We start from the raw sequence: 18564 nt of genomic DNA on the forward strand, positions 1-18564 counted from the left end.
GTGGGAAAGCGGCTTTTCATCGTTGCGATGGCGCTGCCGCTACTATCCGGCGTCGCGCGCGGCGATGAATTGCGAAGCGCGCGGGAGGCCGTCGATCGCGCCTTGAAAAACGACGAGGGCGGCGGGCTGGTCGCGCGTCAGTCCGCCTGTCCCCAATCGGTCGACGACGCTTCTGAATACATCACCCGGGTGGAGCTTGCCCCTGTCGGCGATTCTACCGACATCACATTGATCGACAGCGCCATGTGCGGCGGCGGAAACAGACACGGCCAATATCTCGTTGTCACGCGCCGCGGCAAAAGCAATCTCGTTAGGGACACGGAAATTGGCGACATGAGTTTCCTCGGGGAGATCATGCGTGTCGACGGGAACAAGGTCGTCCTGTCCGGCAACCGGTGGCTTCCCGACGATCCGCATTGCTGCCCCTCCCGGCGGGCTGTGCTGGAATATGACGTCGAGACCGGCAAGCACAGCCTCAAGCTCACGTCGAGAAAGCTTGGGAAATGACGGTCCTCGAGCCGTCGACGTCGATCCCCGCCGTTGCATTCGCTTGGGTCAATTGACCAGCGCGAAACATCCCGGCTTCAATGAGGAACGGGGCGAAGAGGCCAGCGTCGGGAGCTTTGCATCCGCAATTTTCGTCACCATCGTGGTCGCCTTCGGCGCATCTATCAGCGATGCGACGCTCGTGCTCCTCGCCTTGCTGATGTCCAGCGCCGCGCATGATCAGTGGACGATGCATCATGTGCTTTCGGCGGTGGTGATTGCGCTCGCCAACAATGTGGACAATCTTGGCGCAAGACTCGCCTATAGCGTTCAAGGGACGAAGGTCAGCGGCGCCGTCAACGCCTGGATTTCCGTTATCACTCTGATCATCTCAGCCGCGGCGGCCTATTTCGGCCGCTCGATCATTACGCTGGTTGGAGACAAAGTCGCATCGATCATCGCAATGGCGATGTTGAGCGCGCTTGGTTTGTGGATGATCCTCCACGCGCGCCTGCAAAGCTGGCACGAGCGAATTCACGAGGAAAAGACCGCGACGAAGCACGTCGCAATTTTGGCGAAGCCGCATCACGCGGACATCGACGATTCCAAGCACATCGACTTCCTGGAAGGGACCGTGCTGGGCTTCGCCTTGTCGATCAACAATATCGGCGGCGGCCTGACCGCAGGCGTGCTGGGCGTCGACCCGTTGCTGGTGGGCGTTTTGTCTGCGGCGGTCAGCTTCTGCGCGCTTTTCGCTGGAAACTATGTCGCTGATTTCTTCATTCAAAAACGCATATCCGACAAAGCCGCGACGATTGGCGGCGTCGCCTTGATCTTGATCGGGGTGAAGCAGTTGTTTTGATATGCGCGAAAGGCGTCTGCCTGGGAAAGGAATTGAGTTGGAAGAGATCTTTCCATCAGAGTCGGAGATGATCATGGTCCCGGCGCCCGAGGGCGGCGTGAAGCGGGGCGAGCTTGTCATCATCGGTAAGCTCTGCGGCGTCGCGACGGATGCTGCGGAGCCGGGGCAGGAAGTCGAAATCCTCGTCGAGGGGTGTTTCGACTTTCCGAAGGACGGCGGAGCCATCGCTCTGGGGGCCGCCGTCTATTGGGATGCGATCGCCAGGAAGGCGATGCCCTTGGCGCAAGGCGGCCCGCGCGTCGGCGTCGCAATCGGCGCCGCGCCTCCCGAGGCCGAGATCGTGCGCGTGCGTCTGGACGGGTTTATCGCTTAGGGTCCAGACGACATTTTAGGCGACGCGCCAAAGCGCTGTCGCCGCCTCGCGAAAGGCGGCTTCCGCCCGCCCGCAGCAAATATGGCTGGGGGCGCGGCTGAAGGTTAACCTTCTGGCCATTTTCCAGGCGCAGCCTCGCTCCCATATAGAAAATCAAGGTCTTGATCGCGAGACGACTGAGCGGGAAACTACGATGTTATCATTGCTGAGACGCACGGATACCGTCACCAGCGAAGCGCGGGACGCGATGAGCGCAGGAGAGTCCGATCCCGGAACGACGACGCCCGCCGTCATCGACGGCGTTGACCAATCGCGCGCCCGGCCGCGGGGACAGCCGCTGATCGGCCTCGCCTTGGGCGCCGGCGCGGCGCGGGGGTGGTCGCATATCGGCGTGTTGCGGGAGCTCGCGGAGCAGGGCATTCACCCGGATATCATCGCCGGCACCTCGATCGGCGCCGTCGTTGGCGGCTGCTACGCGGCCGGCAGGCTGGACGCGATCGAAGCTTTCGCGCGTTCGTTGACGCGCCGGCGGGTCTTCACGCTGATGGACCTCTCTTTCTCTGGCGCCAGCCTGATCACTGGCGAAAGGCTCAAGGCGGCGCTGGAGCAGGAGCTCGATAGTTTCACCATCGAGGAGCTGCCGATTCCCTTCGCCGCCGTGGCGACCGAAGTCGGCACGGGCCACGAAGTCTGGCTCCAGCATGGGGCGCTCGCTCAGTCGATCCGCGCATCCTACGCGCTACCGGGCATATTCGAGCCGGTGCGCGTCGGCGACCGATGGCTCTTCGACGGCGCTTTGGTCAATCCGGTGCCGGTGACGGTGTGCCGCGCGCTCGGCGCGGAATTCGTGATTGCCGTGAACGTGACGGCCGACACGATGTATCGCGCCCGCGTCATCCACGATTCTGCGTCGGCAAAAAAGGCGGCGGAGGAGGGGCCCTTCGGCGAGAAGTCCGACTTCTCCTTTGTCGATCGGATTTTGCCGCGTTATTTCGATCGCCAGCGCGGCGATGCGCCCAATGTCGCGACGGCGATGATCGACGCCTTCAATATCATCCAGGACCGCATTCTACGCTCGCGCCTCGCGGGCGACCCGCCGGACGCGACCATCACGGCGCGGATGGAAGACATCGGCATGTTCGATTTCCACAAGGCGGATCAGCTCATCAATGTCGGCCGCTCCGCCGCCAAGCGCGCGCTGCCCAATATTTTCGCGCATATCCCGATCCCCGGCGCGACCGCCTGAGGCGTCGCGCGCTTCCGTCTGAACAGCTCGCATCGGGCGCGTGTCATTGCCGGCGGGCTGAAAGCCCGTCCAGGAATCCAGAGCCAAAAGAGCGCTCGTTTTGCTCCCAGCCCGTCATTGCGAGCGAAGCGAAGCAATCCAGGGCAGCGATGCGGCCCTGGATTGCTTCGTCGGCTCCGCCTCCTCGCAATGACGGACGTGATTTCCTCTGTGTCCAAACGGCGCAAGCGTGGCAATGGCGCCGAACCAATCGAGTGGCTTTCAGCCCGCCGGGAACCCAGTTGCTTCAACGAAGATACTAAACCGAGGTCACGCCTGCGCGATATATTCGCGCATGGAGCGGTGCTCCTCCTCGATCACCCGGATACGGTATTTCACCACGTCGCCGATCGAGACGAGGCCGCTCAGGAGGCCTTCACGCAGCACCGGCAGGTGACGCCGGCGCTCCAGCGTCATGGTCTGCATGGTGGAGTCGACCGTGTCGTTCTCGAGCGCCGTCACCGGATTGGACTGCATATGGCGCTCGACGGGCGCCTCCAGCGCCTCGGCGCCGAAGGTTGCGATCGCCGAGACGAGATCGCGTTCCGAAATGAGACCGATCACCGCGCCGGCGCCGTCGACGATGACCAGCGCGCCGATGCCGTGGCGCATCAGCTCCTGCGCGACCTCCCGCATCGTCAGACTGGGAGGGGAGGTGACGACGTGGCGGCCTTTTTCGGAAAGTATCGTGGCGACGGTCATAGGCTTCTCCTCCTCGGCGCAACCCCTCCCGCGCGCGCTAGCGGCGGCGGCCTGAGAGGGCGCAGATGAGGCGTGGAGGGAAATCCTACCCGCCTCTCCGAGGCCTCGCTCCGAAGCGCCGCGCCCAATGATCGAAGGCTCCGAAGGTCAACAGCCCGAACAGGAAGCCCCCCATGTGCGCTTCCCACGCGATGGGTTCGGAGGACCCCGCCGCCTGTGGGAAGGCGCCAAGCAGGGCGTTGGCTGCGAACCAGACGATGAGAAAAACCATCGCCTGTCTGTTACTCGCCAGCCGCCTCAATGATGCGGTTCGCGCTTCTCTCCCGTCGCCATCCTCTCCCAGCCGCGCGCCGGGGGCGAAAGCGAAACGCACGACTGCCGCCATGGTTCCAGAAATCGCGGCCGAGGCGCCGACGACAGGCGCAGCGTCCATAGAATGCAGCGCGAAATGCATCGCCGCGCCGGCCACAGCGCAGGCGGCGAAGAACGACAGAAAGAGCGCCGCCCCGAACCGCCGGGCCACCGGCGCGCCGAAGGCCGCGAGCGTCAGAGCGTTGATGAGAAGGTGCGTCCAGCCGCCGTGGAGAAAAGCGTAGGAGAGCGGGGTGATATAGACCGTCGGCCCCCCGCTCAACGCCGCCACGATCTGTTCCCGAACAACGGGATCGAGCGCTTCGCCCTGACCCAGCGCAGCGAGCACGGATTTGGGCGCCAGAAGGAAGCTCAACCGCAGAGGGATGAAGGCGAAGGCCTCGTAGAGAGAATAGACAACGTCTCTTGGCGCGACGGCCGCGACAAATTCGATCGCCGCCATCGTCCCCAGGAGCGCAGTAATCACGCCTGGCAGATTGATCATCCGGTTGCTGGGGATCGCCAAATCATCCTCGCATCTGCTCGACTTGATCGGAATCAAGAGATCCACGTCCTATCATAAGACGCGCGAAGAGCCCTATTTGAGGCGTGCAGAGGGAAGGGAAGGCGGGCGAGAGCGGCCCGGTTTGGCGAGAGGGGGGACGCCGGAGCATGCATCCCCCCTCGTGCCGTCTTTTCGCTTGGGGTATTTCAAAAAACAAATCAAATTTCAGGGTCTTACGCCCGGATTGCCTCGGGAGCGGAGCATCTCCCGATCAGTCCTCGGCATGGGGATAAGGTGCCACAGCCTTCGCAGGGCGACAAGGAAAGGATTGAGAAAAGGTTAACGGCGCTGGTCGGTGGCACAGGGGCTGCTCTTGGATGGCGTGGACGGGCGAAGACGACGGCGCCCGTTTCAAAACGACACAGAAATCCGGATTCGGGGCGGCGCGGCATGAGACATCAGGTCAGCAAGGATTTATTCGCCTATTGGCGCGAACTCAAAGGCGCGCGTTCGGCGCCTGACCGGTCAGACATCGACCCGGGCAAGATCCGCCATATTCTGGCTGACACCTTCATCATAGAAGTCGATGCGGACCGCGCCTTTCCGCTGCGTCTCTCGGGCACGCGGGTCAACGCCCTCTGGCTTCGGGAACAGAAGGGCGGCTCCTTTCTCGATCTGTGGAGCGCCGACGACCGCCAAAGCGTATCTGCGGCGCTTACCACGGTGATCGACGGCGTGGCGCCCGTGGTGGCGGGCGTGAAGACGCGGGCGGAAAACAATGAGCGCCTCGAGCTCGAGCTGCTCCTGCTGCCGCTGCGATACTTCGGGAAAACGCACGCGCGCGTGCTCGGCGCGCTTTCTCCGGTCTACCAGCCCGACTGGCTCGGTTACCTTTCGGCGGGCCCGCTCGAATTGATCTCCATGCGCGTGATCGGCGCGCCGTCTGTCCGCTCGGGCGTCCCATTTCGCAGATCCGAGCCGATGGAAAACGCGCGCCTGCGGCCGCGCCTCGTGGTTTACGATGGCGTGAACCGCGATGTTGATATTCGATTTTAATCGATCGTAAGCAATCCTTAATTGACGCGGCAGTAAGTCTGTGGTGACTTAATGCGGAAGCACGCGCAGACATGGCCGCAATTCAACCCGAACTCAATTATCTTTATGATTTGCGGGAGAACCGGCGCTTTCAGCGGGTTCCCGTCACTTTGTTCGGCCGCTACATGCTCGAATCCCGGCGCGAATATCCGTGCCAGACCGTCGAGATGTCGCCCGGCGACATGACCTTGTTCGCGCCCGTCAAGGCGGAGATCGGTGAGAAGGTCGTGGTCTATCTCGATGAGATCGGCCGTTTTGCCGGCGTCGGGACGCGGCAAACCAACTCCGGTTTCGTCCTGACGATGAATCTGCCGCCGATGAAGCGGGACAAGCTCGCGGACCAATTGACCTGGTTCGCCAATCGTCACGCGATCAGCCTTCTGGAAGACCGCCGCCACGACCGCATTGTGCCGCTGATGCCGCGCACGCTGCTGCGCCTGCCGGACGGTCAGGAAATCATCGCCAAGATCAAGGATATCTCGCTCTCGGGCGTCGGCATCGAAACCGAGTCGCGCCCGCCGCTCGGCACGAGCGTCATTATCGGCTCGACGCCTGCGAAAATCGTGCGCCATTTCGAAGGCGGCATCGGCGCCGAGTTCGACAAGCCTTTCAATCCCGGCGACATCGACGAAGCGACGCGCCTTTAGGCTTAACGCTAGCCGCCGCCGATCCCCTCGACGATCCGGCCCGTTCCGTCACAGCGCGCGCAGATCTCGTCCAACTGCGCGCCGGTCTCGGGGTCGGTCTTTTTTCCGCTGCCGTGGCATTCGGGGCAGACGTCTTCGCCCGTCCCAGGGGCGCCGGGCGCCGGATCATCTTCAGGGGTACGCTGTCGGGAGGGAGGCTTGGGCTGCATGGCGGGCGCCATTGTTGTTGTCGCCCACCATAGATAGCGCGCTCTGCGGTTTCCCACGAGATCCGCTTGATTGGTCCGATGTCATTCCCGACGCTCGCAAAGCGAGCGATCGGGAATCCAGAGCAAAACCAGCGCTTTTGCGGCTCTGGATTCCCGGTCGGGCTTTCAGCCCGCCGGGAATGACACGCTCCAAAGCGAGCTGTTCAAACGGAAATGGGATCAAGCGTTTGCGGGCGCGAAGCCGCGCTGCCGCAACAGCGCCTCGACGGTCGGCATTCTGCCGCGGAACCCAACATAGGCGTCCGCGGCGTCCTGGCGCCCGCCGGCCGCATAAATGAACGTCCGGAGCCTTTCCGCGACGTCCGGATCGAAGAGATCGCCCGTCTCCTTGAAGGCCGCGAAAGCGTCGGCGTCGAGCACCTCGGCCCAGAGATAGCTGTAATAGCCGGCCGAATAGCCATCCCCCGAAAAGACGTGGCTGAAATGGGGGAGGCGATGGCGCATGACGATCTCTTCCGGCATCGAGATGCTGTCGAGGCTCTGCCGCTCGAATGCGCTCGCGTCGAAGTCGGGCGACGCGCCGTTCTCGTGAATATGGAGATCGACATAGGCCGAGGCGCAAAACTCCACCGCGGCGAAGCCTTGGTTGAAGTGCCGAGAGTCCGCGACGCGTTGCAGCAGATCGTCGGGGATCGGCGCGCCCGTCTCCGCATGCAGGGCGAATTGCTTCAAAACCTCCGGCTCCATCAGCCAATGTTCATAGAGCTGCGACGGCAGCTCGACGAAATCGCGCGCAACGCTGGTTCCGGAGACGAGCGGAAAAGTGACGTCCGACAACATGCCATGCAGCCCGTGGCCGAATTCGTGGAAGAGCGTGCGGGCGTCGTCGAGACTGAGCAGCGTGGCCGCGCCGTCTGCCCCTTTGGTGAAATTCATCACATTGACGATGATCGGCCTGACCTCGCCATCGAGCTTATGCTGCGAGCGGAAATCCGACATCCAGGCGCCGCTGCGCTTCGACGGCCGCGCGAAATAGTCGGCGAGGAAAAGTGCGACATGCTTGCCGTCCCGGTCCAGCACCTCGAAGGCGCGCACGTCGGGATGATAGAGCTTCAAATTCTTCTGCTCGACGAAGCGAAGGCCGAAGAGCCGCTCGGCGACATGAAAGGCCGCCGCCGTCATTTTCTCGAGCTGGAAATAGGGGCGCAGGGCCGCCTGATCGAGATCGTAGCGCTCCTTCTTCACGCGCTCGGCGTAATAGCGCCAGTCGTGACCCGTGACGGCGAAAGTCGCGCCCTCCTGATCCGCGAGCGCCTGGAGCTGCGCGCGCTCCTCGGCGGCGCGCCCAAGCGCGGGCGTCCAGAGATTATCGAGAAGTTCGCGCACGGCGCGCGGCGTCTTCGCCATTGTGTCGTCGAGCTTGAAATCCGCGAAGCTCTCGAAGCCCATGAGCTTGGCGCGCTGGGCGCGTAATTCGACGATCTCTTTGATGAGCTGCCGGTTGTCGGTCTCGCCGCCATTTTCGCCCCGGCTTGCCCAGGCGCGAAAGACTGTCTCGCGCAGATCGCGGCGTGTGGACGTTTGCAGGAAGGTCTCGGCGCTGGAGCGCGCCAGTGTCACGGCATATTTGCCGGGCGCGCCGCGATCCGCGGCGATCTGCGCCGCCGCCGCGCGGAAATCCGCCGAGAGGCCGTCGAGATCGCTTTCGTCCAAGAGCAGCAGCCAGGAGGATTCATCCGCGAGCACATTTTGCGAGAAGCGCGTGGAGAGCTCCGCGAGCCGCTCCATGATCGACTTGAGCCGCGCCTTGTCTTCGTCGTTCAGCCTGGCGCCGGCGCGCACGAAGTTCTTATAGGTCAGCTCCAAAACGCGGCGCTGCTCCGGCGTGAGGTCGAGCGAGTCCCGATTTTCATGAAGCGCCTCGACGCGCCGGAAGAGCGCGGCGTTCATGGAAATCTCGCTGCTGTGCCTCGACAGAGCGCTCGCCATGTCACGCTCGATCTCCTGCAGCTTCGGGTCCGTGTCGGTCGAAGCGAGGTTCCAGAAAACCGAGCCGACGTCGGTCAGCAGCGCGCCGGCCCGTTCGAGGGCCTCGATCGTATTCGCGAAATCGGGCTCCGACGGGTTGTTCGCGATCTCGTCTATCTCGGCGCGATGGCGCGCCAGCGCCGTCTCGAACGCCGGCCGGAAATGCGCGCTGTCAATTTGGTCGAAGGGCGGCAGGCGGTAAGGGGTCGCCCAGGGAGTCAGGAGTGGGTTCGACATCAGCTTCCTCATGCGGAGCGGCGCTCCGTCGCTGCCCGGCAGCATAACGTCTTTGCGTGCGCGACTGGACAAAAATCCTGACCATCCGTTCACGCCGCCACGCCATCGCCGGGGCGATGAACGCCGGCTCTGGGTCCCTTGTGGCGCGCGCTCAATATTTGCGTGGCACGTACATGCTCTCGGCGATCGGCTCGCGAATGTAATCGGGGTTGTGCACGCGCGGGGGAAGCTCCGCGAGCGGGCGCTGGACTTCCTCATAGGGAAATTGGCTGAGGAGATGCGCGATGCAGTTCAGCCGCGCGCGCTTCTTGTCGTCGGCCTCGACGACCCACCAGGGCGCCTCGGCGATATGCGTGCGCTCCAGCATGGACTCCTTGGCCTTCGTATAGGCCTCCCAGCGCACGCGGGACTGGAGATCCATCGGGCTGAGCTTCCATTGTTTCAGCGGATCGTGGATGCGCATCTGAAAGCGAAAATGCTGTTCACTGTCGGAGATCGAGAACCAATATTTGATCAGCGTTATCCCCGAACGCACGAGCATGCGCTCGAAATCTGCGACGCTGCGGAAAAACTCCTCGACCTCGTCCTCCGTGCAAAATCCCATGACGCGTTCGACGCCGGCGCGATTGTACCAGGAGCGGTCGAATAGAACGAGCTCGCCGCCGGCCGGCAGATGCGGCGCGTAACGCTGGAAATACCATTGGGACTTCTCACGTTCGCTCGGCGCCGGCAGAGCCACGACGCGGCAGACGCGGGGGTTGAGCCTCTGCGTGACGCGCTTGATGACGCCGCCTTTCCCTGCCGCATCGCGCCCCTCGAAGATCACGACAGCCTTTTTCTTGTTCGTCGCGATCCAGTCCTGCAGCTTCACCAACTCGCGCTGGAGGCGGAACAGCTCCTTGAAATAGAGGGTCCGATCGAGGCCCGAAATTTCCGGTTGCTCGGCGGCGTTGTCGAGAAGCTTCGCAAGTCGCTGGTCGTCGATTTCCTCCTCAAGCTCCTCGTCGAAACTGTCCAGCAATTCGGCGCGGATGCGGTCTTCGTGGGCGAGGAGGTCGAGCGTCTCATTCTTCATGAAGGTCAGGTCTCCGGGAAGCCGGAACGCGGGCCAGGTTTTCTGCCGGCAGGGAAGCGTCGCAGCCAAGACTGATTTCTTCGGAGTCTAAACTGCCAAGTTTGCAGCCGTGCGACGGCATGGGGTCGAAAAGGGCATTCGCTAAATGACGAAAATAGGAGGGCGCGGAAGCCGGACCGCGCGCCTTCAGGCGCGCTCGACATGCGGGCCTGAAGGGCCTCTACACCAAATACTCAGACCTCATTCTGAGGAGCGAGCGAAGCTCGCATCTCGAAGGACGAGGTCGCATCGGGGGCGATAAACTGTGCGGGCCTGAAGGCCCGCGGTCCGAGTCGCTTACTTGCACTCCTGCGCCACGCGCGCCAGCGCGTCGGAGAGGCCCTTGAGCGTATAAGTGTCGGTGGTCGAGGTGCCTTTGGCCGAGGAGGCCTTCACCACGAGCTTGGCGCCGCCACGTAGCGCGCCGACGAATTCCTTCTCCTTGGCCTGATCCTTCACCCAGGCGTTCGTGCCCTTGGTGATCAGCTCCCAGTCGTCGCCGTCGATCGCGGCGTTGGCGGCGGAGCCGTCCTTGGTCGCATAGCCGAGATTGATCGCCACCTCGTTGCGGACGCCCTCGCCGGGCCGCGACGAGATGAAAATATAGGCCGAGGTGTCCTTCAGTTTCGTCTTGGGCTCGCGGAGCTTGGGCTGGCCGAGCGCATAGCAGGTTTTGTCCTTGCCGCCCTGCGCCAGATAGGCGCCCCAGTCGCCGAAGGTTGCGAGTTGCTCGGGCTTGCCGGAGCCGGCGTTTTTGTCGGCCTTATCGGTCTTGCCCTTCTTCTTGCCCTTCTTGTCGGTGGAGTCCTCAGGAGCCGCCGCCTCGTCAGCGGGCTTCTCCTTGACGTCCTTTTTGGACGCGTCTTTCGCGGCCGCCGGCTTCTCCTTGGCGAGAGCCGGGGCGGGGGCGGTCATATAGGCCGCGGAGAGCGCAAGGGCGAGCGACAGGCCGAGCCGGAGCGCGCGCCTGGCGAAGGGAGACGGGAGCGACGATTCGTTCAGCATCGCGTAAAGTCTACTTTCCGCTCATAGCGCGAACAAGACGGTTGCAGCGTTCAGCCCTCCTTTTTGGCGGCCATCAGATAGTTCACGTCGGTGTCGTGGCTCTTGCGCCAGCTTCGCGTGAAGGGCTGGAACGTCATGCCGGCGCGGTCGATCTCCCGCAGGCCGGCGCGGCGCACCCAGGCCGAAAGCTCGTCGGGGCGGATGAATTTGTCGTGATCATGCGTGCCCTTGGGCACCCAGCCCAGCACATATTCGGCTCCGAGGATCGCGAAGACATAGCTCTTCATCGTGCGGTCGATGGTGGCCAAAAACAAAAGGCCGCCGGGCTTGACCAGGCTGGCGAGCTTTTTGATGAACTCGCTCGGCCCCTCGACATGCTCGATGACTTCGAGCGCCGCGACCGCGTCGAACTGCTCGCCGGTCTCGGCGAGCGCCTCGGCGGTGACGTTCCGATAGTCGATCGAGAGACCCATTTTCTCGGCGTGGCGGCTCGCCACAGCGATATTATTGGGGGCGGGGTCGATCCCCGTCACCTGCGCGCCCAGCTCGGCAAGCGATTCGCTCAAAATGCCGCCGCCGCAGCCGATGTCGGCGATGCGCACGCCCGCGAGCGGGTGTTCCGGCGATTCGTTCAACGCGGTTTTGTCGTTGAGCAGAAAGCGGCGGATATGGTCGCGGATATAGGTGACGCGGATGGGATTGATGTCGTGCAGGATGCCCATCTTGCCCTGCTTGTCCCACCAAAGATCGCCAAGGCGGTTGAAGCGCGCGACATCCTCGGGATTGACGCTGGCGGAGTGGGGGGCGGGATGCTCTTGGCTCACTTCGAACTCTTTCGCTTCGGCGGAGGATGTGCTCGGCATCGGGCAAATAGCCATCTGGCGTTGTCGGCGCCAGATACCTCCCCTTTACGGGGAGGTCGGCGGCCACAGGCCGCCGGGTGGGGTTCTTGCCGCCACGACTCGGGTTGGGGCTACCCCACCCGACCCCGCTTACGCGGGGCCACCCTCCCCGTAAAGGGGAGGGATAGCTCACGCCCGGCCTTTAACCCGGTTGCCGCGCCCGGCGTTGACAGGGCGGCAGGCGCCGTCACATATACGCGCGCTTTTTGCGGGACGCGAGCGTCTCGCACGGCGGCAGGCGGTTGGCAGTCCGCCGTTTCTGCCGGCCGCCCGTTTCCCGCTGCCCAAACCGATATTCCCTGATGTCACGCCTGGTCATGAAATTCGGCGGCACCTCGGTCGCCAATGTCGAGCGCATCCGCAATGTCGCGCGCCATGTGAAGCGCGAGGTGGACGCCGGCCGCGAGGTCGCCGTGGTCGTCTCCGCCATGTCCGGCAAGACCAATGAGCTCGTCGCCTGGTGCAAGGAGGCGGCGCCGCTCTACGATCAGCGCGAATATGACACGGTCGTCGCCTCCGGCGAGCAGGTCACGGCGGGCCTTTTGGCCATCGCGCTGCAGGAGATCGGCGTTCCGGCGCGCTCTTGGCTGGGCTGGCAGGCGCCGATCTATACGAACGACACCCATGGCTCCGCCCGCATCGAATCGATCGAGGGTGCCGGGATCATTGAAGGCTTCAAACGCGGCGAGGTCGCCGTCGTCGCCGGTTTCCAGGGCGTCCACAAGGACAGCGGCCGCATCACCACGCTCGGCCGCGGCGGCTCGGATACGAGCGCGGTGGCGATCGCAGCGGCGATCCACGCCGACCGCTGCGATATCTACACCGACGTCGACGGCGTCTATACGACCGACCCGCGCGTCGTGCCCAAAGCGCGCCGCATGGACCGCGTCGCTTTCGAGGAAATGCTGGAGATGGCGTCGCTCGGCGCCAAGGTTTTGCAGGTCCGCTCGGTCGAAGTCGCCATGGTGCATGGCGTGCGGACCTATGTGCGCTCCTCCTTCGACGATCCGGCCAATCCGGGCGAGGGGACGCTCATCTGCAACGAGGAGGACATTGTGGAAGCCCAGGTCGTCACAGGCATCGCCTTCTCGCGCGACGAGGCGCAGATCACGCTGCGCAACGTCGCCGACAAGCCGGGCGTCGCCGCCGCGGTCTTCATGCCGCTCTCCGAGGCCGGCATCAATGTCGACATGATCGTCCAGGTCGTCTCCGAGAAGGGCACGACCGACATGACCTTCACGGTCGGCTCGGCAGACTACGAACGCGCCTTTGCGATCCTCGATAAGATCAAGGCCGAGATCGGCTTCGCCAGCATGGCCGGCGAAAAGGACGTCGCGAAAATCTCCGCCATCGGCATCGGCATGAGAAGCCACGCCGGCGTCGCGGCGCGCGCCTTCCGCGCGCTCGCCGAAAAGGGCGTGAACATCCGCGCGATCACGACCTCGGAAATCAAATTCTCGGTGCTGATCGACGAAGCCTATACCGAGCTTGCCGTGCGCACGCTGCATTCGCTCTACGGGTTGGACGCCGCCTGAGGCGGCGGATTAACCGGCCGAATGCCGGGCGTGAGCTCATCCCTCCCCTTTACGGGGAGGGTGGCCCCGCGTAGCGGGGTCGGGTGGGGTAAAGCCCCAACAACTGCCGTAGCGGCAAGAACCCCACCCGGCGGCCTGCGCCCGCCGACCTCCCCGTAAAGGGGAGGTATAGAGGCTCAACTAGCCAGATCTTTTGTCACTCAGTTATTCGCCAAACTTGGCTTGACGGCCAGGGTCAGCGCGACATTTCCCTTCGGCGTATCCCTGAAGGGAGGAAGTCATGGAAGACCTGACCCGACGCGTCGTCGACTCGACGTCGCTCGAACCTTCGATCGCCAAAGCGGCGATCGGCCACGTGCTGCTGTTTCTGCGTGACAAGGCGCCGGGGAGTCATGTCGACGAATTCATCGACAAAATGCAGGGAGCCCGCGAGGCGGTCGCCGCCGCACAAGCCGCCGACGACGGCGGCGTGACGCAGGCGATCGAGGGCCTGACCAGCTTCATGGGTCATGGGCGCGCCGATCTCAACATTCTGGTTGGCAAGCTCGGCAATCTCGGCCTGACGGAGGCGCAGAGCGCTCGGCTGATCGAGGAGATGGTGGACCGGGCCAGAGCGCTGATCGGCGACGAGGGCGTCGCCAAGATCCGGGCGATTCTGCCCGCATTGGCGGAGCGTTCCGGCGTCATGCCGCAACAGCCGGGCGCAATGGGCGAGACGCGCCCGCGCGCTTGAGGAAAACTGCAGTGACGCGGCGCGCGCCGCGTCACTGCGGCCATTGGACAATGAGAATGTCGAGGTCTTTCTTCGGCGTGAAGTCTTTGTGCCGGACCTCGAACTGCGTCGGCGAAATTTTCTTCACGCCCTCGGCGCAGAAGCTCACCAGCGTATCCGGCTTGCCCTTGTCGATGACGAGACGGAAATCGCCGATCGGCCCTTTCCAATTGGCGCCCGTCGTCAGCACATAGCCGAGCCAGATTTCGCCATAGATGTCTCTGTTCCCGGTCTTCTGCATGCGCTTGTCGAAGCTCGCGAGCCACTCATTGTCGATGCAATATTTGCGTTGCTCATTCTTGAAATAGTCGTTCTTGCGCGCGCTGGCGGAGAGCCCGCCCCCGACGCTGCCGCCGAGGAGCGGAACATATTCATGTTCGACCACGACACTCGCATTGGCGGGGAAGGTCTGCGTGCGGGTGACGCTGGTGCGCAGCGACCATAGGGCTGTGTAAAACTGCGCGTCCTGCGTCGAGTCGTCTCGCAGGAGGCCTTCGGCGATGAGCTTGTCGCGCTCAGGCTTAGGCGTCTTTTTGACGGCGTCGGCGAAGTTCTGGTCGCGGTAGTTGAGGGGGATTTTCAAGGCGGAAAGCCGGGCCGTGACGTCCTTCCCCTTGAAAAACGCTTGCTGGACGATTTCGTGCACAAGCGGCTTGCCGTCGACTGTCGTTTTGAACTTGAGGTCGTCAAGACTGCTCCAGAAAACCTTGTTGTCCAGATAGTCGGGCGGAATGTCGGGCAGGGGGAAGGCGACAAGCGTCTCGATCGGCTGGTCGCTCGTATTGGTGAAGCGATAGGTCACCCGCACGCGGTCGCGAGAGACGTATAAATCCTCGCTGTCCATCCTGATGGAATCGGAGTGCTTCAGCGTCAGCCCGCCGAGCGCGGTCTCCGCCTGGCTGTCATTTGCGTGGGACGGGAATGAAAAGGCGGCTGTGAAAGCGAGCGTCACGGCGCCGGCAAAAAATCGAGACATGGCTTCTCCTCTACAGACTTAGCTTAAGCCCCCGAACGGGCGGCCTCAATCGCCCTGCGCCGCCGCTTGCAATTGTCCGGAGGCCCGGCGACAGTCTCGCGCCTGTTGAGGCGTGAGGAGGGTCTGATGGATGAATTGATTGCGCGCGTTTCGGCTGCGATTGGCGTGGATGCGGGCGTAGCGAGAACGGCGATCGGCCATGTGCTCGCCTTCCTTCGCAAGGAGCTTCCCGACGGCCCGGTCGCCGAATTCATGAACCAGATCGCGGGCGCGCATCAGGCGGCGGACGAGGCCTCAGCGGGCGGCGAGAGCGCGGGCGGTCTGCTCGGCGGGCTTCTCAGCGGCGGGCTGATGGGCCTTGCGACCAAGCTCAATGCGCTCGGTCTCGACATGGGCCAGATCCAAAAGCTCGGCCACGAAGTCTTCGGCTATGCCGAAAGCGTGCTGGGCAAGGAGAAGGTGCGGGAGATCGCCAATTCCGTGCCGGGCTTGTCGCAGTTTCTCTGAGCCGAGAGAATCGCGACTGACCCTCGCGTCAGACGCGATTGATTGTGACAAAGCCTCCGCCGACAAATGCGCCGTCTCGAACCTTCAAGGCGGCGCTTTTTCATGAATTGGCGCGAAACTATTCTCGATTATTGCGAACGCCTCGATGACCGATTTTGGTCGGAGCCGTTCAACGCCGTCTCCAACGCCGCCTTTCTCATCTCGGCCGTCTCCGCCTATGCGATTCTGCGGCGACGCGGCGCGCGCGACCTTCCCGCATTGGCGCTCATCGGCGTGACTGGGATTGTCGGCCTCGGCAGCTTCGCCTTCCACACGCTCGCCACGCGCGGCGCCATGCTGCTCGACGTCATCCCCATCGCTATCTTCATTTACGGCTATTTCTTTCTGGCGCTGCGCCGCTTCTTCGGCCTGGGCGCATGGACGGCTGCAGGCGTGACATTCGCCTTCGCCGCCGCGAGCTATACGGTCGACGCGTCATTCACGGGTTTGAATGGGTCGATCGCCTATCTGCCGGCGCTTGCGGCGCTGATCTCATTTTCGGCTCTCCTGCGTTCGCGCGACCCCGAGACATCCAAAGGGCTCGGCCTCGCCGCTACGACATTCGCCGTATCTCTCGTTTTTCGCACCCTGGATCGCGACGTCTGCGGCGTCTTTGCGCTCGGCACGCATTTCGTTTGGCACATGCTGAACGCCCTTGTGCTGTGGCTGCTGCTGACCACGGCGATCAAGCATGAGCCGGCGCGAAGTTCAGGCGATTCCAAGCCAGAAGGCGAGCGAGCCGACGGCCGCGTGTGAAGCGGCGACCGGCCAGATGTTGCGCGTCAGCCGATAGGCCGTGGCCCAGACAAGGCCCACGAAAAAAGTATTGGCGAGCAGAAGCGCGTCGCCATAGGCGAGGTGCATCAGCGAGAAGGTCGCGGCGGAAAACAGCACATAATTGGCGCCGCTGATTTGCAGCCTGTCGGCGATGAGCTTGGGGATCGCGCGGCAGACGAGTTCCTGACAGGGGCTGGAGATCAGCACATAGAAGGGCGCGAATCGCATCCAATCGGGCTGCTGCCGGTCAGTGGGGAAGTAGAGCGATTCGAAATAAAGCGCGGCGCCGATGCAGAGGGTGGCGACGCCGCAGCCCAGCCAATGGCGCGCCACCCAGGGCGCATGAAGCCCGAGTTCCGCGATCGAATAGCCGGCCAGAAAGCACAGCCCGATACAGAGCAAGGAGATGGCGAGAAGCGCCTCGAAGCGCATGTCGAATGGCAGCAGGCCACAACGGATCGCCAGGCTCGGCGCCAGCAGAAGCAGGGCGAAACCGAGCAGAGGCCAACTGTCATGGATTCGACGTAGCGCTGTCATGGCAGTGTAATATACAGGCGCCTTGGGGCGTTCCAAGACGATTCAGCGCCAATTTGCCGCGCGATGCGGCCCGTCTCTCCCCGGCGCGTTGGAAGGTTTCCCTGGAGGGCGGAAAAAGCCGCTCGAAGCGCCACAATTTCGCTTCAAACGAGCGTATGAATTCACTCGTTCGTTTGGATTGGGGTTTCGAAAATGCGGAAGAATTTCGACAACGCTGCGGAGCGGCGGCCGGTTGAAGACGCTCCCTCGATTGTGCGCGTCTCCCTGCGCCGTCCGGCGGAGACGAGATCTCGCGCCATATTTCTGGACGCGGCTGTTTGCTTCATGGCGGCCGTGGTCGGCTCGCTCGCGCCGCAGGCGCTCAATTTGCTCGATCTCGCGCCCGATAAGCCGGTCGTGGCGAATGTCGATCCGGAGAGCGGCAAATTCATCGACCGGATACTGGTCGGCGGCCTGCAGCCCTTGTCGTGGGACGACAGGAAGACGCCGCCCCCGCCGGCCTTTCTCTCGGCGCCCGCGCTGCCAGCGGCAGTAGCGGAGACGATCGAGGACGCGCCGAGAAAAACAGTGGCGGCCGTGTCGAAGCCCGTGAAGGAGGCGCAGAGCGTCAAAAAGGCTGAAAGGGCGCCGGAGAAAGCGGCCGAAGCGGCGCCGACGCCGCCTGTGCGCGTCGCCGCGGTGGACGCTTCCGCGCCGAACGCCAAGCCGGAGCCCGTTGAGGAAGGATTATTTGCGGCGTTGACGCCATCGAGCGTCTCGACGAAGCTTGCGCCGGTCGGGCAGAGGATGTGGAGCGGGGCGCGATCGCTCGGCGGCTCCGTGGTGGCCGGCGGCTTGAGCTGGCTGGGTTACTGAGGGCTAGGGTTGGAGATACAAGAGAAGGCGCGCGGCGTTACGCGCGCCGCCGAGGCGACGCGGGCGGCGCTCGTCGCGGCGGCGACAGCCGTCTTTGCGGAGCATGGCTACGAGGGCGGCTCGGTGCGCGCGATCACCCAGCGCGCCGGCGCCAATCAGGCGGCGATCAACTATCATTTCGGCGGCAAGGAAGGTCTCTATCGGGCGGTGCTGGAAACCGCCGCGGATGCGCTGGAGAAGGAGAGCTTCCTCGACGCCGAGGAGCTGGATCAGCTCCCGCCGGCGGACGCCTTGCGTCTCTATCTGCGTCAATTTCTGTCGCCGCTCGTCAAGCGTGACCGAGTCAGCCAATATTTGCGGCTCTTCGCCTGGGAGGGCGTCCGCCCGAGCGCGGTCTTCAACAATTTCTTCGAAACGCGCCCGCTGCGCATCTTCCAGCTCGCCGAACGGGTCGCGCGACGTTTTCTGCCAGATGACGCGCCGAGAGACGAGATCATGCTTCGCACCCTATGGCTGGCGCAGCAGCCGATCTTCTTCGTGCGCGAGACCGAGCGCCTCGCGCGGCCGCCTTTCGCGATGACCTTCGATCAGGCGGGGGTGGAGCGACTCGTCGAACGCCTCGCCGCCTTGAGTCTCGCAGGGCTGACGGGCGCGCAGACGGCGTCTTCCGCGCCGCAAGGGCGCTCGGCGAGCGCCCTTGGTCAGAAGTGATCAGCTTCCGGCAAGGTCGGCCGTCGCATCGATCGGCCCCGGGCCCAAGACTAC

The 18564-nt window shown here is 63.6% G+C and carries 21 protein-coding genes; 12 read left to right on the plus strand and 9 right to left on the minus strand.

Features of this window, described 5'->3' with window-relative positions; all coding sequences use genetic code 11:
• From QNA11_RS04155 to QNA11_RS04170, 4 genes are all read left to right on the plus strand, one after another.
• Nucleotides 1-507, plus strand: a complete 507-nt coding sequence (locus tag QNA11_RS04155; RefSeq protein WP_283482060.1) for a hypothetical protein — start codon at nucleotides 1-3, stop codon at nucleotides 505-507.
• A 52-nt stretch (nucleotides 508-559) separates the two neighbouring features.
• The gene (locus QNA11_RS04160; RefSeq protein WP_283482061.1) at nucleotides 560-1348 is read left to right on the plus strand and encodes a manganese efflux pump; all 789 of its coding nucleotides are present in this window, start codon (nucleotides 560-562) and stop codon (nucleotides 1346-1348) included.
• A 37-nt stretch (nucleotides 1349-1385) separates the two neighbouring features.
• Nucleotides 1386-1721 (plus strand): DUF2190 family protein, encoded by a 336-nt coding sequence (locus QNA11_RS04165; protein WP_283482062.1) that lies wholly within the window; start codon nucleotides 1386-1388, stop codon nucleotides 1719-1721.
• A 193-nt stretch (nucleotides 1722-1914) separates the two neighbouring features.
• On the plus strand, nucleotides 1915-2967 hold the full coding sequence (locus tag QNA11_RS04170; protein WP_283482063.1) for a patatin-like phospholipase family protein: 1053 nt from the start codon (nucleotides 1915-1917) through the stop codon (nucleotides 2965-2967).
• Nucleotides 2968-3276: 309 nt separating this feature from the next.
• Here the strand turns inward: QNA11_RS04170 and QNA11_RS04175 are convergent, their stop codons facing one another.
• Both QNA11_RS04175 and QNA11_RS04180 read right to left on the minus strand, forming a co-directional pair.
• A complete protein-coding gene (locus tag QNA11_RS04175) occupies nucleotides 3277-3708 on the minus strand; it encodes a CBS domain-containing protein (protein ID WP_202071868.1) in 432 nt (143 codons plus the stop codon).
• Nucleotides 3709-3793: 85 nt separating this feature from the next.
• The gene (locus QNA11_RS04180; protein WP_283482064.1) at nucleotides 3794-4630 is read right to left on the minus strand and encodes a rhomboid family intramembrane serine protease; all 837 of its coding nucleotides are present in this window, start codon (nucleotides 4628-4630) and stop codon (nucleotides 3794-3796) included.
• Nucleotides 4631-5014: 384 nt separating this feature from the next.
• Here QNA11_RS04180 and QNA11_RS04185 point away from each other — a divergent pair, with 384 nt between their 5' ends.
• The gene (locus tag QNA11_RS04185) at nucleotides 5015-5620 is read left to right on the plus strand and encodes a PAS domain-containing protein (protein WP_283482065.1); all 606 of its coding nucleotides are present in this window, start codon (nucleotides 5015-5017) and stop codon (nucleotides 5618-5620) included.
• A 71-nt stretch (nucleotides 5621-5691) separates the two neighbouring features.
• A complete protein-coding gene (locus QNA11_RS04190; protein WP_202071866.1) occupies nucleotides 5692-6306 on the plus strand; it encodes a PilZ domain-containing protein in 615 nt (204 codons plus the stop codon).
• A gap of 8 nt (nucleotides 6307-6314) precedes the next feature.
• Here QNA11_RS04190 and QNA11_RS04195 read toward each other — a convergent pair whose 3' ends face one another.
• The 5 genes from QNA11_RS04195 to ubiG all read right to left on the minus strand — a co-directional run bounded on the left by QNA11_RS04195 (nucleotide 6315) and on the right by ubiG (nucleotide 11723).
• Complete coding sequence (locus QNA11_RS04195; RefSeq protein ID WP_202071865.1) at nucleotides 6315-6515, minus strand: hypothetical protein; 201 nt, start codon at nucleotides 6513-6515, stop codon at nucleotides 6315-6317.
• A 219-nt stretch (nucleotides 6516-6734) separates the two neighbouring features.
• A complete protein-coding gene (locus tag QNA11_RS04200) occupies nucleotides 6735-8780 on the minus strand; it encodes a M3 family metallopeptidase (protein WP_283482066.1) in 2046 nt (681 codons plus the stop codon).
• Nucleotides 8781-8931: 151 nt separating this feature from the next.
• Nucleotides 8932-9855: a polyphosphate kinase 2 gene (gene ppk2, locus QNA11_RS04205; protein ID WP_202071863.1), complete on the minus strand. Its 924-nt coding sequence runs from the start codon at nucleotides 9853-9855 to the stop codon at nucleotides 8932-8934.
• 336 nt (nucleotides 9856-10191) lie between these two features.
• On the minus strand, nucleotides 10192-10899 hold the full coding sequence (locus tag QNA11_RS04210; protein ID WP_283482067.1) for an invasion associated locus B family protein: 708 nt from the start codon (nucleotides 10897-10899) through the stop codon (nucleotides 10192-10194).
• Nucleotides 10900-10949: 50 nt separating this feature from the next.
• Nucleotides 10950-11723, minus strand: coding sequence for a bifunctional 2-polyprenyl-6-hydroxyphenol methylase/3-demethylubiquinol 3-O-methyltransferase UbiG (ubiG, locus tag QNA11_RS04215; protein ID WP_283482068.1), 774 nt, complete (start codon nucleotides 11721-11723; stop codon nucleotides 10950-10952).
• Between the two features lie 380 nt (nucleotides 11724-12103).
• Here ubiG and QNA11_RS04220 point away from each other — a divergent pair, with 380 nt between their 5' ends.
• Entirely contained in the window at nucleotides 12104-13336 is a 1233-nt protein-coding gene (locus tag QNA11_RS04220; protein WP_202071861.1) for an aspartate kinase, read from the plus strand.
• A 280-nt stretch (nucleotides 13337-13616) separates the two neighbouring features.
• Nucleotides 13617-14069 (plus strand): hypothetical protein, encoded by a 453-nt coding sequence (locus tag QNA11_RS04225; RefSeq protein ID WP_283482069.1) that lies wholly within the window; start codon nucleotides 13617-13619, stop codon nucleotides 14067-14069.
• Between the two features lie 31 nt (nucleotides 14070-14100).
• On the opposite strand, the gene QNA11_RS04230 is transcribed toward QNA11_RS04225, so the two are convergent.
• On the minus strand, nucleotides 14101-15084 hold the full coding sequence (locus QNA11_RS04230; RefSeq protein ID WP_283482070.1) for a DUF4424 family protein: 984 nt from the start codon (nucleotides 15082-15084) through the stop codon (nucleotides 14101-14103).
• Nucleotides 15085-15210: 126 nt separating this feature from the next.
• Between QNA11_RS04230 and QNA11_RS04235 the strand changes: the two genes are divergently transcribed.
• Both QNA11_RS04235 and QNA11_RS04240 read left to right on the plus strand, forming a co-directional pair.
• On the plus strand, nucleotides 15211-15591 hold the full coding sequence (locus QNA11_RS04235) for a DUF2267 domain-containing protein (RefSeq protein WP_283482071.1): 381 nt from the start codon (nucleotides 15211-15213) through the stop codon (nucleotides 15589-15591).
• A 102-nt stretch (nucleotides 15592-15693) separates the two neighbouring features.
• Complete coding sequence (locus QNA11_RS04240) at nucleotides 15694-16386, plus strand: ceramidase domain-containing protein (RefSeq protein ID WP_283482072.1); 693 nt, start codon at nucleotides 15694-15696, stop codon at nucleotides 16384-16386.
• Here QNA11_RS04240 and QNA11_RS04245 read toward each other — a convergent pair.
• On the minus strand, nucleotides 16339-16944 hold the full coding sequence (locus QNA11_RS04245; protein WP_283482073.1) for a CPBP family intramembrane glutamic endopeptidase: 606 nt from the start codon (nucleotides 16942-16944) through the stop codon (nucleotides 16339-16341). The two genes, QNA11_RS04240 and QNA11_RS04245, sit on opposite strands and share 48 nt — an antisense overlap.
• A 192-nt stretch (nucleotides 16945-17136) precedes the next feature.
• On the opposite strand from QNA11_RS04245, the gene QNA11_RS04250 reads away from it, so the two are divergent.
• Both QNA11_RS04250 and QNA11_RS04255 read left to right on the plus strand, forming a co-directional pair.
• Nucleotides 17137-17799, plus strand: coding sequence for a hypothetical protein (locus tag QNA11_RS04250; protein WP_283482074.1), 663 nt, complete (start codon nucleotides 17137-17139; stop codon nucleotides 17797-17799).
• Between the two features lie 9 nt (nucleotides 17800-17808).
• Nucleotides 17809-18510, plus strand: coding sequence for a TetR/AcrR family transcriptional regulator (locus QNA11_RS04255; RefSeq protein WP_283482075.1), 702 nt, complete (start codon nucleotides 17809-17811; stop codon nucleotides 18508-18510).
• Nucleotides 18511-18564 lie beyond the last annotated feature (54 nt).

The organism is Methylocystis sp. JR02 (assembly GCF_030063565.1).
GTDB lineage: Bacteria > Pseudomonadota > Alphaproteobacteria > Rhizobiales > Beijerinckiaceae > Methylocystis > Methylocystis iwaonis.